This window comes from Acetobacter fallax, from assembly GCF_011516735.1.
Taxonomy (GTDB): Bacteria; Pseudomonadota; Alphaproteobacteria; order Acetobacterales; family Acetobacteraceae; genus Acetobacter; species Acetobacter fallax.
Window position 1 is genome coordinate 1 of record NZ_WOSX01000056.1, and the last position, 15,198, is coordinate 15,198.

The 15,198-nt window shown below is 57.3% G+C and carries 13 protein-coding genes and 1 pseudogene; 7 read left to right on the forward strand and 7 right to left on the reverse strand.

Annotated elements, in window-relative coordinates; translation table 11 throughout:
- The 4 genes and pseudogenes from GOB85_RS16705 to GOB85_RS16720 form a co-directional block, all read left to right on the forward strand.
- Window positions 1–98: pseudogene (locus tag GOB85_RS16705) on the forward strand (IS5/IS1182 family transposase); the annotation flags it as partial.
- A gap of 186 nt (window positions 99–284) precedes the next feature.
- Window positions 285–1,214, forward strand: a complete 930-nt coding sequence (locus GOB85_RS16710; RefSeq protein ID WP_173578599.1) for a hypothetical protein — start codon at window positions 285–287, stop codon at window positions 1,212–1,214.
- The gene (locus GOB85_RS16715; RefSeq protein WP_173578600.1) at window positions 1,211–2,353 is read left to right on the forward strand and encodes a glycosyltransferase; all 1,143 of its coding nucleotides are present in this window, start codon (window positions 1,211–1,213) and stop codon (window positions 2,351–2,353) included. The genes GOB85_RS16710 and GOB85_RS16715 overlap by 4 nt, the downstream gene beginning before the upstream one ends.
- Before the next feature lie 140 nt (window positions 2,354–2,493).
- Complete coding sequence (locus tag GOB85_RS16720) at window positions 2,494–3,393, forward strand: FkbM family methyltransferase (protein ID WP_173578601.1); 900 nt, start codon at window positions 2,494–2,496, stop codon at window positions 3,391–3,393.
- Window positions 3,394–3,631: 238 nt separating this feature from the next.
- Here the strand turns inward: GOB85_RS16720 and GOB85_RS16725 are convergent, their stop codons facing one another.
- Both GOB85_RS16725 and GOB85_RS16730 read right to left on the reverse strand, forming a co-directional pair.
- Window positions 3,632–4,093: a hypothetical protein gene (locus GOB85_RS16725; protein ID WP_173578602.1), complete on the reverse strand. Its 462-nt coding sequence runs from the start codon at window positions 4,091–4,093 to the stop codon at window positions 3,632–3,634.
- Between the two features lie 88 nt (window positions 4,094–4,181).
- A complete protein-coding gene (locus tag GOB85_RS16730; RefSeq protein WP_173578603.1) occupies window positions 4,182–5,372 on the reverse strand; it encodes an MFS transporter in 1,191 nt (396 codons plus the stop codon).
- Window positions 5,373–5,550: 178 nt separating this feature from the next.
- On the opposite strand from GOB85_RS16730, the gene GOB85_RS16735 reads away from it, so the two are divergent.
- From GOB85_RS16735 to GOB85_RS16745, 3 genes are read left to right on the forward strand one after another with little or no spacing between them, the layout of a single operon-like run.
- Window positions 5,551–6,651, forward strand: coding sequence for an AI-2E family transporter (locus GOB85_RS16735; RefSeq protein ID WP_173578604.1), 1,101 nt, complete (start codon window positions 5,551–5,553; stop codon window positions 6,649–6,651).
- 43 nt (window positions 6,652–6,694) lie between these two features.
- The gene (locus GOB85_RS19010) at window positions 6,695–7,225 is read left to right on the forward strand and encodes a hypothetical protein (protein WP_194298819.1); all 531 of its coding nucleotides are present in this window, start codon (window positions 6,695–6,697) and stop codon (window positions 7,223–7,225) included.
- Window positions 7,206–8,405: a glycerophosphodiester phosphodiesterase gene (locus tag GOB85_RS16745; protein WP_242011589.1), complete on the forward strand. Its 1,200-nt coding sequence runs from the start codon at window positions 7,206–7,208 to the stop codon at window positions 8,403–8,405. Before GOB85_RS19010 ends, GOB85_RS16745 begins: the two co-directional genes overlap by 20 nt.
- A 1,145-nt stretch (window positions 8,406–9,550) precedes the next feature.
- Here GOB85_RS16745 and GOB85_RS16750 read toward each other — a convergent pair.
- The 5 genes from GOB85_RS16750 to GOB85_RS16770 form a co-directional block, all read right to left on the reverse strand.
- Window positions 9,551–11,152, reverse strand: coding sequence for a B12-binding domain-containing radical SAM protein (locus GOB85_RS16750; protein WP_173578609.1), 1,602 nt, complete (start codon window positions 11,150–11,152; stop codon window positions 9,551–9,553).
- A 37-nt stretch (window positions 11,153–11,189) separates the two neighbouring features.
- The gene (locus GOB85_RS16755; RefSeq protein ID WP_173578605.1) at window positions 11,190–11,456 is read right to left on the reverse strand and encodes a hypothetical protein; all 267 of its coding nucleotides are present in this window, start codon (window positions 11,454–11,456) and stop codon (window positions 11,190–11,192) included.
- Between the two features lie 466 nt (window positions 11,457–11,922).
- Window positions 11,923–12,672 (reverse strand): DUF3313 family protein, encoded by a 750-nt coding sequence (locus tag GOB85_RS16760; RefSeq protein ID WP_242011590.1) that lies wholly within the window; start codon window positions 12,670–12,672, stop codon window positions 11,923–11,925.
- 93 nt (window positions 12,673–12,765) lie between these two features.
- On the reverse strand, window positions 12,766–14,157 hold the full coding sequence (locus tag GOB85_RS16765) for an ATP-binding protein (RefSeq protein ID WP_173578606.1): 1,392 nt from the start codon (window positions 14,155–14,157) through the stop codon (window positions 12,766–12,768).
- On the reverse strand, window positions 14,154–14,864 hold the full coding sequence (locus GOB85_RS16770) for a response regulator (RefSeq protein ID WP_173578607.1): 711 nt from the start codon (window positions 14,862–14,864) through the stop codon (window positions 14,154–14,156). Before GOB85_RS16770 ends, GOB85_RS16765 begins: the two co-directional genes overlap by 4 nt.
- Between the last annotated feature and the right edge of the window lie 334 nt (window positions 14,865–15,198).

The window sequence follows — 15,198 nt, forward strand, 5'->3', positions numbered from 1 at the left end:
CGAAGGATGTCGAGACAACAATCTCGTCATCCTGCGCATGGTTGATGATTGCCCATATCCGCAGAGTTCTGCGAAAAATCAATCAAACCGCTTTCTGATTCAGGCTCTTAGACAAAACGACCGGAATCACGTCAGGCTATCTGTATATTTCCAGGCGATCCCTGAATTTTGCCGCTGCGTCCGTATCCTGCACGCGTGACTGGCTGAGTGAGCAGGCTCTGGATGTATTATGCGGGGCCTTTCGTGGAGAGACGCTGCGTAATATTCTGATCCGTGACGGGCTGATGTCGCTTCAGGCGCTCATTGATGACGTCGTCGCGCAGTTCGGGTCGCTCGACCGCATTATCCGATGGGATGACGGTGTGCATGAACTGAAAGCCTGCATGCAGCGTCATGCTGCTACCATTTACCCTTTACTTCAGGAGCAGCTGACGAAAGCCGCGGCTTATCTTTGCCAGGAGGGCGTCAGTCAGGGGCGCGCTGGCATGGTCGATATTGGCTGGCATGGTAATATGCAGGCGTCCATTGCCGCTATTCTCAAAGCTGTCGGCAAGGATCCGATGATTTACGGTCTGTATATTGGTCTGTGGTCCGGAGCTCAGCGCAATCGTCCTCTGACCGGATGGATGGAAGCGGCATTATGGAATGATTACATGCCGCCTGATATGGGTCACGGCATCCTGAATTCGGTTGCAATTCTTGAAAATACCTTTTCCTCCAATGAAGGAACGACACTTGGCTATGTTGCCCGGAATGACGGGATGAGACCACTTCTGGCTGACTGTGAATACAGCGCAACACAATACGAAAGCATGCTGAAGCCATTTCAGGATGCGGCTGTGGAGACCATCACGCGTCTGTTTTCAGGAGAGTGTCTCTACGGGATCACCGAAGCAAATCTGACGACGGATGTCGCCGTAGCTGCCGTGAGCCGCCTGGGACTTTCACCGACAGAAAGTGAGATCGAAGCATTTGGCTCGATCTGCCATAGTGCTGATTCCGCCCATGCCTCTTTGATGGCAATCGTCCCGGAGCTTTCAGAAGGAATTGAAATTGGCGGACAGATTCCTCTTTGTGATTCAGACTGGATGACAGGCTCTGCTCTCACGGCGCTGCGTCGAAGCAGGTCAGCAGAGCAACGCGCCGCGCTGGCTGCCGACATTCGCCGTCAGTGTCATCATTATGATTCACGCACATTGAGTCAGTTCGCATGAATATGCTTTCTCCGGAACACAACAGATCGACGGCGCCACAGGACAGCGATGTCGCCATCCTCATGCGCACGAAGGATCGTCTTCTCCTTCTGCCGCGCGCGCTGGGAAGCGTTCTGCTTCAGAAATTTACCCGATGGCATCTTTACCTTGTGAATGATGGTGGAGACCGGGATGCGCTCGAAAATCTTCTTCGCGTTTATCGTCCTGTTTTCGGTGACCGCCTGACGGTTATCCATCACGAAAAAAGTCAGGGTATGGAGGCGGCTTCCAACGCGGCCCTGCGTGCCGGCAAAGAAGAACTTGTCATCGTTCATGACGATGATGACTCATGGGATACTGATTTCCTTCTCTACACGGTTCTTTTTCTGAGCGATTCACAGAACGCCCGTTATCTGGGTGTGGCGACCGATTGTGTTGTTATCAATGAAGTCATTGAGGATGGCACTGTTCGCGAGACTGACAGAAGCGTCTGGCGGCGTTCTGACGGTGTCACTGATTTTGAAAAAATGCTTTATACCAATGCTTTTCCGCCGATCTGCTTTCTCTTCAGACGATCGGTTACTGAGCAGATTGGTCCGTTTGATGCAAATCTTCCGGTTCTTGGAGACTGGGATTTCAATATCCGTCTGATGACTGAAGGCGATATTGGCATCGTCCACAAGGCGCTTGCGAATTATCACCACCGCCGTCCTGGCGGTGCGGCTATTTACGGCAATTCTGTCATCGACGGGGTCTCGTCGCACAAATCGCAGAATATTCTTTTGCGGAACCGGCTCCTTCGTGAAACGCTTCATAAGAATCCGGAGTTTCTGGGGCTGATCATGGCCCTGCTTCAGCCGGCGGAGGAAACGCGTGAAAAGGTTGAGCACAGTGAAAGGATGCTTGCCGATATGCTTGGTCATATCTGCCATCTTGAGCATCAGGTTAATGAACTGATCGTAAGGCAGCATCAGCAGATTAACGATCAGAGTTCAGGCCACAGTAAGATTTTTCACTTGTTTCATGTTGCCCTGAACGATCTGGATCAGGTCCGCATCGTCGCAACATGGCAGAAAAAAATGATGATGCCGGTTTATCGTGCGTGGCGGTTGATTCTGCCGGTCAGGCGGATAGTCGCGAAAATACGGCGACGTGTCTGAAGCTCGCAGACCTGTCCGTACCTTAATGTTTCTGTTCCGGACAGTTGCGATATTCGTCTCTGTTGTCTGTTACACCTGAAACAAGAGCACCATCCCCGCAGAAAATTCAGGTTCTGACGACCTGCACCGATCAGGAGACAATGATGCCTGATACACTCAACACAAGCATCTATGAGACAATTGCCCGCAAAGGGATATCTGAACCGGATATTCCGGTGCCTCACACAGAAACATACGGGCAGTGCGCCGAGGATATTATCGTGCGGGCAGCGCTGGAGGCGATAGCCTTTAGTGAAGGACTGGACTTTTCACAGGAGCACTATCTCGAAATCGGCGCCAATCATCCTGTTGCAACCAGTGCGAGCTGGCTCCTGCATGAAACGCTTGGGATGCGGGGGATGCTTGTTGAAGCCAATCCGCAACTGCTGGAAGCGCTTCGTCTGCATCGGGATGGCGATGAGATCGTGCATGCGGCTGTTGTGGCCCATGACGAACCGACAACCAGCCTTTTCGTCTCATCCCATAATGAACTCAGTTCGACCAACAAAGAGTTCGTCACACAGTGGCCGGGCGATCCGATTGAACTTCGTGAGACCATTGAGGTTCCCGCGATACGGATCAACGCCATTATTGCAGACAGAATGGGTGGCGTGGCACCGCTCTTTCTTTCCATTGATATTGAGGGAGAAGATCTCACGATTCTCTCCGACCTGGATTTTACCAGGTATCGTCCGGGCGTCATCCAGGTTGAGCCCTCTGACCATTTTCACGAACACAACAGTCGGGACATTGCTGATTTTCTGCTTGCGAAGGGCTACACACTGACCGGCCGGACCAGCGTCAACCTGATCTTTGTGGACAGTTTACGCTTCTCTGCAAACAAGCAGTGGCGGCAGGAATTTACCAGTCTGACAGACTCCCTGCACGCCGTACAGGATGAACTTCAGACCTGCCTTACCGATCTTTCCCGAAAGAATGACGCCTGTAACCGTCTGCAGGCGCGGTTCACTGAATTGCGGAAACATTTCATACCGGGATAATCAGATCAGATCGCAATCAGACGAAACCACCGGCGTTATACCAGAGGTTGTGAAGACTGACCTGTCGATGAAGAGTCTCCGGGCTCCGCCCGGACCCGGCAGGGACCGCAGGCCCCTGCCCCCGGTTTGCTGATCATAAAACGGTTTGCAAAGGCGGGCCTTTGCCGGGTTCCAGGGCAGAGCCCTGCCAGGTCCCGCACCCGTCAGTCTCACAGGGCAAAGGCCAGACCCTCTGGTATTACTGCGCCTCACTAAAGTGAATTTGTGACGGATCAATCTCTTCATCCGGTGCGTGATCCGCGCCAGGACGATGGGTCGTTTTTGAGGACGGCGGAAGGTCTCCGGGTTTGCGCTGCCCGGAACCGCAGGGGGCGACATCGTCCATCTGGCCATGCCTGCCGCCCGGGCCACCACCGACCCCACCTCCCATTCCCATCCGGCCGCCACCGGGGCCGTCGCCATCCGTCATTCCGGTCAGGACGGAGAGGCCGCGCATGCCCATGCCGAGACCTTGTCCGGCGCCTCCCCCGAGCATTCCGCCCGCCATACCTCCGGCCATTCCCATGCCGCGGCGGAGCATGCCTCCGGAGTTCTGTCCGTGACCTCTTTCGCAGGTCTCAGGGTCATCGTGTTTGTGACCACAGGCTGAGAGGAGAATGAGTGCTGCCGTGAGCAGGATGGCGGAGTTCTGGCAGCGCATTCAGGTCCTCATGGGGGGTGGCGATTATCCGTTACAGTCTGACGGGCGGACAGATATGTGCCGAGATAAGAACCGTGACGAAATGTTATCAGACGGTTTCTGTTCTTTGCTCGCGGGCCATGTCTCTTTTTTCAGCCGCCGTGGCGAACAGAAACAGAAGCAGGCCGAGGGCAGCGATCGCGGCTCCCCCCCATCCGGTCCAGGCGTAACCAAAGCCGGAGGCGAGAAAGATGGCACCGACCCATGCGCCGATGGCGTTCGCCATATTGAAGGCGGCGTGGTTCATCGACGCGGCCATGGTCTGCGCCTCTCCGGCGACGGCCATCAGGCGCATCTGCATGGCGGGTCCAAGCGCGATGGTGCCGCCAAGAAGGAAGACGGCACCTGTGACAGGCCAGACCCAGGGCAGGGCCAGGGCGAAGACCGAAAGAGTAACGATATTCCAGATGAAGGCGCCGACCGTGGCAGCGAAAGGGTTTCGATCAATGGCGATGGAGCCGGCATAGGCGCCGACGACCATTCCGATGCCCCATAGCGACAGGTAAAGCGGGATGCTCCAGGCCGGAACATGCGTGACATGCAGCAGAGCTGCCGAGACATAAGTGTAGACGCAGAACATGCCGCCGCAGCCGAGCATGACGACACCGAGGACGTACCAGATCTGCCGACGTCTGAAGAGATCCAGTTCGTTGAGAATGGAGTGGCCCCGACGCGGTGCATCGGAGGGCAGGCAGAGTGTCATCATAAGGGTAGCAAGCAGCGCGATGGCTCCGACGATGAGGTATGACAGTCTCCAGCTGACATACGCACCGGCGAACGTGGCGAAAGGGGCGCCGATAACATTTGCGACGGTGAGGCCGGTGAAGACGTGGCCGACCGCCCTGCCCTGTTTGCCTGGCGGAGCGAGGCTGGCTGCGACCAGGGCGCTTCCGCCAAAGAGCGTTCCGTGACCGAGACCGGCGAGGAAGCGCCAGAATTCAAGGCTCCAGATGCTGTGTGCGAGGGTGCCGAGGATATTGGTGAGCGCGAACCAGGTCATGAGGATCATGAGCGTGTGTTTGCGGGAGAGCCGGGTCACGGCGAGAGAGACAAGCGGGGCGCCGATAACGACCCCGATGGCATAGGCGCTGACGATGTTGCCGCATTGCGGAATGGTGGCACCCAGGGATCGCGCGACATCAGGCAGGAGGCCCATCATCGCGAATTCGCCGCTGCCGATGGCGAAGGTTCCGACCGCGAGGGACAGAATCGCCAGATTAGGATTGACGGGTGCTTTCATGCGCATTGCCCTGCGGTTGTCATAAAATGGAAACTCCCTGCCCCACTTGGAAAAACCGGCTCATACGCCTACGACCTGTTTCCTGTCAGAGCGTTACACAGAGGCATGGCGGATGCCTATGGCATGCGGCGCGTAATTCTTTGTTTCGTTTCAACTCTTCCGCATGCCCTGGAGCATTATGACACCTGATCCGCACCCCGCCGGGCAAGCTCCTTCTCCGGAACCGGCTGAAGAGGCCACGCAGAGCATCGCTTCCCTGCTGCGCCTTACGCTTCTGAGTGCGGCTGTGATGCTGTCGGTCTGGCTGATCGGCGACGTGATCATGGTCGTGTTTTCAGCAACGCTGTTCGCCGTGATTCTTCACGGGCTGGCGCGGATTCTCCACCGGCACAGCCGCCTGCCCTATAGCTGGTCGCTGGCGGTTGTCTGTCTGCTGCTCATGGCGGTCATCGGGCTGATCAGCTGGACGAGCGGTGCGGATATTGTCGCTCAGGCGGCCAGGCTTCGTGACGCACTTGTGACCCAGGCGCTGGCCTTGCGGAACCAGCTTGAGGCCTGGCCACAGGGGCGGGTCATTCTGGATTATCTTCCCGCTTCTCTCGGTGGCAATCAGGGCGGTAGCGGTCAGGGAGGGCTGATGTCGCTGGGATCGCGCATCGCGGGCTCGATGACGGGCTTTCTGGGGTCGGCTTTCGGTGCGCTGGGCACGATGGCCGTGGTGCTGATCGCCGGCATCTATTTTGCCGCCTCGCCGTCCATTTATGCGAACGGGCTTCTGCGGCTCGTGCCGGGAAAATGGCGCGGGCGGGGGCGTGAGGTGATGCTGGTCGCGGCGGACACGCTGTGGGCATGGGTTGCCGGTCAGTCGCTGGACATGGCTGTTGTCGGTATTCTTTCGGGCGTGGGGCTGTGGATCATCGGCGTGCCGCTGGCTTTCAGCCTCGGGTTTCTGGCCGCTCTCTTCAACTTCATCCCGTATATCGGCGCGATCATGGGCGCTGTGCCGGCGATGCTGCTGGCGCTGTCACTGGGCCTGCGCGAGACGGCGATGGTGGCGGCGCTTTACTGTGTGGTGCAGTTTTTCGAAGGTAATGTCCTGGCGCCGCTGATCCAGCGGCGATCCGTGCAGATGCCACCGGGGATCACGGTTCTTTCCCAGACGTTCTTTGGCGGAATTTTCGGGTTTCCGGGACTGATGCTGGCCTCGCCGCTGACGGCGATGCTTCTTGCCGTGGGCGATAAACTGACGCCGAAGCTGGATGATGAGGAGCGCATATAAGATGAGAAACCGGAAACGGAGGTCCGGGCTGCCTGATCTTCTGATGTCGGGGGCCGTGCTTCTGAGCGCGACGGTGTTTCTGTCAGGCTGCGCGGACTATGAGAAGGCGGCGCGTGCGAACTGCGCGAAGACGAAACCGGACATGACGCTTCTGCGTGACGGCGACATGACGGAGTTTCTGACGCCGTGCGGCCTTGAGGGGCTGGCGGATGCGACCGACCGGGTGCGGCTGCACTATCTGCCACCGCGCCGGGACGGGACGCTTCCGGTGAGCGTGAACACGAATTTCGCGGTGAGCGAGGAAGGCGGATCACACGGGCGGGTCTGGTATCTGTGCATGCCTGTGCCCGTGCTGCCTGCGGTGCCACCCGCGCCTGTATCCGCGCCGGCACCCGCCAGCGCAGCACCGGCGGGCCAGCCGGTTGCGGTGAAGGCGCCTGCTCCGGTCGCTCCGGCATTTCTGCCCCCACGCTCGCAGCAGGCGGTCTGCCGTTACGCCGGCTCCGGGCCTGATCGGATGTATCTGACTTATGACAAAAATGATGCCGCCAGCCATGATCCCCGTAACTGGTAACGCCGTGGTGTCCGTCGGGAGGATGTCGCGCCGGGCATCTTTGCGGCTGGCCTCGGGGCTGCTGGCGGGAGGCGCGGCAATGACGACCGGCCGGAAGGCATGGGCCGGAGCTGAGCCGGCCGCCGCCGAGGGCGGTGCCCGCTGGCGGACGCTGGATGGCTCCCGCCCGCTGTTGCTGGCGCATCGGGGCGCGAGCGCGTTGCGGCCGGAACACACGCTCGCGGCGTATGCGAAAGCGATCGCGGACGGGGCGGATTATATCGAGCCTGATCTTGTGCCGACGAAGGACGGGGCGCTGATTGCACGGCATGACCCGGATATTTCGCAGACGACCGATGTTTCCGCTCATCCGGAATTTACATCGAGACGGCGGACGATGGTGATCGACGGGGAGACGATTACGGGCTGGTTTTCGCCGGATTTCACGCTGGCGGAGATTAAGACCCTGCGGGCGCGGGAGCGGCTGCCGAAGGTGCGGCCGCAGAATGCCCGGTATGACGGGCAGTTCGATATTCCGACGTTGCAGGAGGTGATCGATTTTGTCGCGGCTGAATCGGCAACGCGGGGACGGCTGATCGGGGTGATTCCGGAGATCAAGCATCCGACTTTCTTTGCCGGGCTCGGGCTGCCGATGGAGGACCGGGTGCTGGCCGTGCTCGGGACACATGCCTACACGCGGAAAGCGCCGCTGGAGATTCAATGCTTCGAGCAGGGCTGTTTACAGAGTCTGCACGGGAAGCTGGCGGCGGCTGGCGTGAAGGCGCGGCTGATGTTTCTGATGGGCAATCCGGGTGGCGTGCCGGGTGATATTGCGGCGCGGGGCGGCCGGACGACGTATGCCGATCTGATGAATCCGGAAGCGCTGCGGGAGATCCGGCGGTATGCGGAGGCGATCGGACCGGCGAATACGTCACTGATCCCACGGGATGCGGCGGGACGGTGGCTGGAGCCGACGACGCTGGTGCGTGACGCGCATGCGGCGGGGCTGCTGGTTCATTCCTATACCTGCCGCCCGGAGAATCTGTTTCTGCCGGCCCAGTTACGGAGCGATGCGGGGCCGGATGCACGGAACGAGGCGGGGTCGGTTGCGGAGATCCGGCGTTATCTGGCGATGGGGCTGGACGGGTTTTTCACGGACGATCCGGCGATCGGGCTGAGGGCGCTGGAGGGGCTCGGGTGAGGCGATGTGGGCTCCTGGAGTGTTTTGGGGACGGACAGGGATCGTGGCGGATTCCGGAAAGTTCCGGACATTTCTGTTTCCAAACAGAAATGAGTTGGCGTGGGTGGGGACTGCCTGCCGGGCTCAGGACAGAGCACCGCGAACCGTCGCTGCAGCGCAACGCGGCAAAGGCAGCGCATTTCCTCGCCGCGCCGGAGCTCGGAAAGCAGGGATGTGTGTCTCTCGAATAATCGACATTATTCGGTCCTTTAACGATGCAGGACTGCCAGAGTCCGCGGTGACTGATCAGGTGCAATCCGGTGGCAGCGCCTCCTGAATGCTTTCCATCAGAACAGCAGACAATCTATTCCCTGCAGCTCAACATGTTTCGGTTTTGAACAGGTCTCTGTGATTCCTTCTGTCGTGTCCTGAGACGGGGATGATGACATGAAGTAGCCGGGTCGCTTTGATGTTGATGGGCGTTTCGCTCGTCTGAGTGAGATTGTTTATGTGATCCGTAACGGCTTCAGTGCAAAGATACGCCGAAATCGTATGATCGTTACGTTACAGGGCTTTATAGAGCCGGTTCATCAGGCGCAGCCGCCTCAGTGTCTTCGACTGATTTTTTGCAGTTCCTCCCGCGATACAGAGGGGGGCACTCAACATGTCTGATGATCGAATCAACAGATATTCAAACACACAAAACAGTCGCTTCCCCGCTTAAAAAGAGGCTTTTCCCCGGCGCATCAAACTTACAAAGGCAGCCTGAACTCAAAGCGTCAGGCCCTGTGTGACGGTCAGGGACGGCCAGTTCGTCTCTATCGGCGGCCAGACAGGTCTGTGATTTCAAAGGCCCGGATGTTCCGCTGAGCAATCGTTCGGATGGGACTCAAACTGTCATCAGTGACTGAGGCTATGACAGCAAATCAATCAGGAAGTTAAAGCCGTCTTACAACAGACATCTCCGTAAAAATATCACCTCATTGAAAACATGTTCACAAAACTGAAAAACTGTTGACATATATTTACCGGATACGATCGGTGTGCTCGTACAGTCATGTTCGCCATCCACATACCGGACTGGATCAATAGCCAGTCCGGGCGGAGGATAGCCTCATCCTGATCCGGAGCGTCGGCTTTAGCCTGAGAGAAACGATCTGTTAAAATCAGACCGGTTCCGGCACTTTTTCCGGTTCTGCCTGCATGATCAGCGGAGCCTGCCATCGCCCCTGATCCACGTCCCTGATCTCACGATCGATCTCGTCAATGACCTGACGCGCAAACGGACCAAGATGCAGATAAAGCGCGCTGGTCATCACCACATAAGGCAATGCTTTGGGGTTGTGCAGGCCACAGTCCAGCAGCGTGCGCCAGAATTGCCTGGCCGACCCCGGGCCGGCACTGCGGATGCGAAAGAGCAGGCGAACAAAGCTGCGGAGATCGCCCCGTATCATACGATGACCCCGCTTGCGATGGAGCAGGCGACCAAGCCGGCGAACACGCCCGAAATACGTTACCGGATCATAGATCGTACTGAGAACCGTCCTGTAGTCGTTCAGCACGTCGCGACGTGGCCGCTTCGTCTCGAAATTCAATCCACCGGTACACTGATCCCCGGATTGCGGCTGATCGTCGTCGGAAAAAAGACGCCCTTCCGCCAGAAGACGGCGTGTGAGTTGTGTCGTAGGCAGGGCATAAAGCAGACCAACCATACAGACCGGGATCGCCGTATCCTCGATACACTCGATCATGCCGGCAGCGACACTGCCCTTTTCACTGTCAAACCCGACGATAAAGCCAGCATTCACGAAAATCCCGGCCTCGTAAATCTTCTCCACACTCTCCTGCAGACTGCGCCGGGTGTTCTGTTTCTTTTGCGCCATCACCAGAGTATCGGTATCCGGGCTCTCGATTCCGATAAACACAGCGAAGAAATTCGTCTCCGACAGGCTGCGCAGCAGTTCCGCATCGTCAGCAAGGTTGATCGACGCCTCGGTTGAAAACTCAAACGGGAACTTTCGCCTCTCCTGCCATTGCCTGAGATCAGGAAGGAATTTTCTGAGAGCCTTCTTGTTACCAATCAGATTATCATCAACGAAATCGACATGCCCGCGATACCCGAGAGCATATAAAGCATCAAGTTCGGCCAGAACCTGTTCATTCGTCTTGGTACGCGGCACGCGGCCATACAGCTCGATAATATCGCAAAATTCGCAACTAAAAGGACACCCGCGCGAGAACTGAATACCGACATGCAGATACTGATCCAGTTTCAGCAGATCAAATCGTGGCAGCGGGCTTTTCGTGATATCGGTTTTGCCCATCGGCGCTTCGAAAACACCTTCGCTGGCGCCCGCGCGCCAGGCCCGGATGAAATTATCCATGATTTCCTCGGCTTCCCCGAGAACCTGAAAATTCGCGGCACTGTAGAAAGCCGGGGTGGATGTCACATCAGGACCGCCAATCACCACCGGCTTGCCGGCCGCACGGCACATTTCGATAATATGCAGGGCATCATTTCTCTGGGGAAGCATCCCTCCGGTCATCACCAGATCGGCCCAGTCGAAATCGGCATCGGTCAGAGATTCAGTGTTCCGGTTGATCAGTTTGATCTCCCAGTTTTTCGGGAGCAGAGCCGCAACCGTAATCAGGCCAAGCGGCGCCGCCGGGTAGCGTGCGCCGGCCAGATCACAGGCTTCCTTGTAGTTCCAGAACGAACCTGCATTGAAAAGCGGAAAGATCATCAGGACCTTGCAGCTGTCAGTCATCACGAATGAGATCCTTTGATTTAGCAGATAATCACAATCAAAGGTGACGATTTCTCGCTTTCTTCGAAGGTGCGCCGGATAATGGGAAGGCCTGGTTCAGTGAGGGAGGCAGTGAGCCGTCGATACCTTTTCCTGTCGATGTCACACGAGAAACTCTGTTACGGCCATATTCCGGAAAACGATCATCGAGTGATCTTTCGCCCATGCAATAATGCCTTATACGCTCAATCATCCGCAATGGCGATAGAACCACATTTGCGGTATGAAATATTAAAAACACCGCACCCTCCGTCAAAGCGGTCATCGCCTGTCCGGCCACCCGGTCTGCGTGAATCCCGATAGGGTTACGCTGCTCTCCGTTCTTTTTTCAAAAAAGAACCAAAAAACTTTTGTCATGTCCGGGAGAAATTCAGCCGGGTGAACCGATTTCTATAAACAACAAGTCTTTTTGCTTCGTTTTCTTCCGGAAAAAGAAGCCTTCAGCATCCCCGGTCTGATCATCAATGAGGCAAAGTGCATCAGAGCCTCCATTCCGAAGAAATATGATATGCCCGCTCAACAGAAAATATATTTTCGGAACCGACCAGAATAACACCCTTGCTGCCAGATACTTCTCACTGTGTCTTTGGCGTTCTGCGGCAAAAACCAGGCCGCAGGACCAGAAGAACCATCTCGACAGCCACCAGACAGGAAGGATCGAGCGACAGTGCCAGTATCTGTCGGCATTTCGCCATTATCATGAAGAACATGCCAGTACACCTTCCGCTGTTTTAGTTTGAGAGCGACGCGACGGTATGAGCGCCTGCTTCTTTTTTCTTCTCGTTTCTGAACTGCTCATCCAGCAATAGCGAAGCGAGATGGAAGGCGCGACGGGCGTGCGCATAAGGCAGCCACTGGCCAGGCGGGTTCCACGGCATGCCATTATTATACGTCGCCACCGTCACCAGCGGTTCGCCGGTCGCCGCATCGGCGGCAATGAGTTCCTCACTGGCTCCGCCCGGCGCCGGCGGCGGGATCGGAGGAAGACCACCACCGGCTGCTCCGGCGGCAAATCCGGCGACAACCGGAATGGCGTTATAATACCATTTGCTGCGCCGGATATTCGTGATCGCCGCCCGGACCCGGATGACATCGGTGCACGTGCCACAGTCACCCGCAGGGTGAACCTGGAAGTCATGACCGAGAGCTTTCGCAAGATCCTTTTCGAAAGCCGCTGTCATCCTCGCCTGAGCTTTCGGCGACAATTTCGGCGCTTTCGCAACCGGATGCCAGACGACAGGATCGATCATGACTGTGTGGTAGCGCATCATGTCGAGCTTCGGGCTTACATAGATCAGATCTTCAGTATGATCTTTCGTGTGTGCCATCTGCCCGTAGATGTCAGGCGGGATAAAGCCTGTTCGCGTCAGTTTCTGGCCCGCGCATCCCACCAAGGGCGCCATCGCCGCGCAGGCGATCAGAGAGGAAACAGGCGGATAAAAGCGGGATGTCCTCGCCACTTTGACGGATGCAGATAGCATGGGTGGCTCCAGGTGCCGCCGGGGAGCAATCCGTGCCGGCAGAACCAGCTGAAACAGAACGCTCCGAAACGGTCGTGTTTCGATGAATCCTGATTATTCCGGTGATTTTTCAGAGGTATGTCCATTATATACCGGTTCGGAAATATTGTATCCACCCTGTAATACCGCCGGCAGCAGCACACGAACCTCCAGGCCGCCGCTCCTGCGGTTCGTCATCATGATGTCACCGCCATGCGCGCGGATGACGGCCTGCGCCGACGTCAGACCCAGCCCGACGCCACCGGTCTGCCGGTTGCGTGACCTGTCGACACGAAAATACGGCTCGAACACATGCGACAGCGCCTCCTCCGGAATGCCGGGACCACGATCACGGACAAATATAATCAGGCTGCCATCCGGCTGCGGCTCAAGATCGATCGAAGGTGGCGTTCCGTATTTGATGGAGTTTTCAATAAGATTTGTGAAAATACGCTTCAGCGCATAAATCTGCCCGACATAGCAGACCTTGTTGGGTCCGTAATATTCCACATGATAACCCTGATCGCAGTAATCATAAGCGATCGTTTGAAGCAGACCAGGCAGATCGAACATAGTGCTCACCTCTCCTGCGGCATCGTCGCGAAAGAACGAGAGGGCGCCATCGATCATCGCCTGCATCTCATCGACATCCCGGAACAGGCTATGCTGCTGCTTCCCGTCCTCAATATATTCGCCGCGCAGACGAATACGCGTCAGAGGCGTGCGCAGATCATGCGAGATCGCCGCCAGCATGGTCGTCCGGTATTCAATGAAGCGCCGGAGCTGCGCCTGCATGCCGTTGATGGTCCGGGCTACCAGCTTTATTTCCCGCGGACCAGATTCCTCGATGAAGGCGTTCCGGGGCTGATGCCCGAACTGACGGACGGACTTCGCCAGATGTTCGATCGGGCGGGAGAGCTGGCGGGACGCAATCATGGAAACTGCGATAACCCACAGCACAATCATGACGAGTTGCAGAATCAGGCGCTGGATCGGGAAAAGTCCCCAGAACCGCTGAAGCGCGATGCCAAGAATCCAGCTTCCGTCCGTCAGGCGGAGACCGACAAAATAGGAATCGGGATTCAGTGTCCGGTCATAAGGCAGTCCCGGGATGCGGGAGACAGGGTTATCCTCCTGGAAAATGACAATCCTGTCTGGCTTGTGGTTCAGGAAAGGCTCCAGGAACGCGCGGCTCTGCTCGACCTGGGCTTCCAGATAATGCCCGTTTTCCAGAGCCCTGGCCGCCGCCGCCAGACGTGTCCGCCCGGAGGGCGTGGCGGCATCCAGCATGCGGATCACGCTCGCGGCCTGCTGCACCAGACCCGTCGCCTGGATGTCAGGCTTGGCCCATGATCCATCGAACGTAAAGAAAAGCTGAAGCAGCGCAAGGGTGACGCCTGCGGCGAGTGCGACAGTGATGATCAGTCGCCGGGTGATCGTATCCTCCAGGAACAGAAAGCGCCTCATGTCCTTGTCACCGCTGGCGTGAACATATAGCCACCGTTCCGTATAGTCCTGATGATATCAGGGTTTTTCGGGTCATCTTCCAGCTTGTGACGCAGCCGGCTGACCTGCACGTCGATGCTGCGGTCATATGCCGTGTGCGATGGTCCCCGCGCGAGATCCATCAGCTGATCGCGGGTCAGGACACGCCGGGGATGCTCGACAAAGGCCAGCAGAAGCTCGAACTCGCCCCCCGACAGCAGAACGAGCGACTGATTGGCCGACCGTAATTCGCGCCGCGTGACATCCAGCCGCCAGGAGCCGAAACACAGGACCAGACGCGCCACCTCATCGGGATGCACGCCCTGATCCCGCACCCGTCTGAGCACGGACTTGACCCTGGCCAGCAGCTCCCGCTGGTCGAACTGCTTGGTCAGGTAATCATCTGCCCCGATCTCCAGTCCGACAACCCGGTCCGTATGGTCGGCCATGGCCGAGAGCATGATCACCGGAATGTTCGACGTGCTTCGCAGCCTTTTGCACAGGCTGAAGCCGTCCTCGTTGCGCAGCATGATGTCGAGAATGACAAGATCGATGCTCTCACATTCAAGGGCCGCAAACATGTCCTGCCCGCCCTCGGCAACCGAGACATTGTAACCGTGCTTCTGAAGAAAGCCGGTCAGCAGATCGAGAATGTCTCTGTCGTCATCGACAACGAGAAGATTGGCCATGGTTGTCATCGGCCCACTGTAACATGGCAGGACAGCCGGATGATGTCCGGCACGTGAAATGATATTTCAGAGCGGACACAAAGGAAACCACATCCGGCCGGCTTGTCAGAGCGGGACTGAGGCCGGAGCGGATCTGTATTCATTCAGAAGCACAGACTGGCGCCGCAGAGCGGATCTGCAAGAGACATGAGCGTATTTTCTTCCGTTTTCCCGGAGAAAACAGTCTAGCAGCCTGTCGGGTTGGGCATTTTGCGGCTGATAACGCCGAGGCTGACCCGGCTTATGCTGTTTGAAGCCGTGCCATTCTTTTGCAGTTGTATGCGAGAGCGACGAG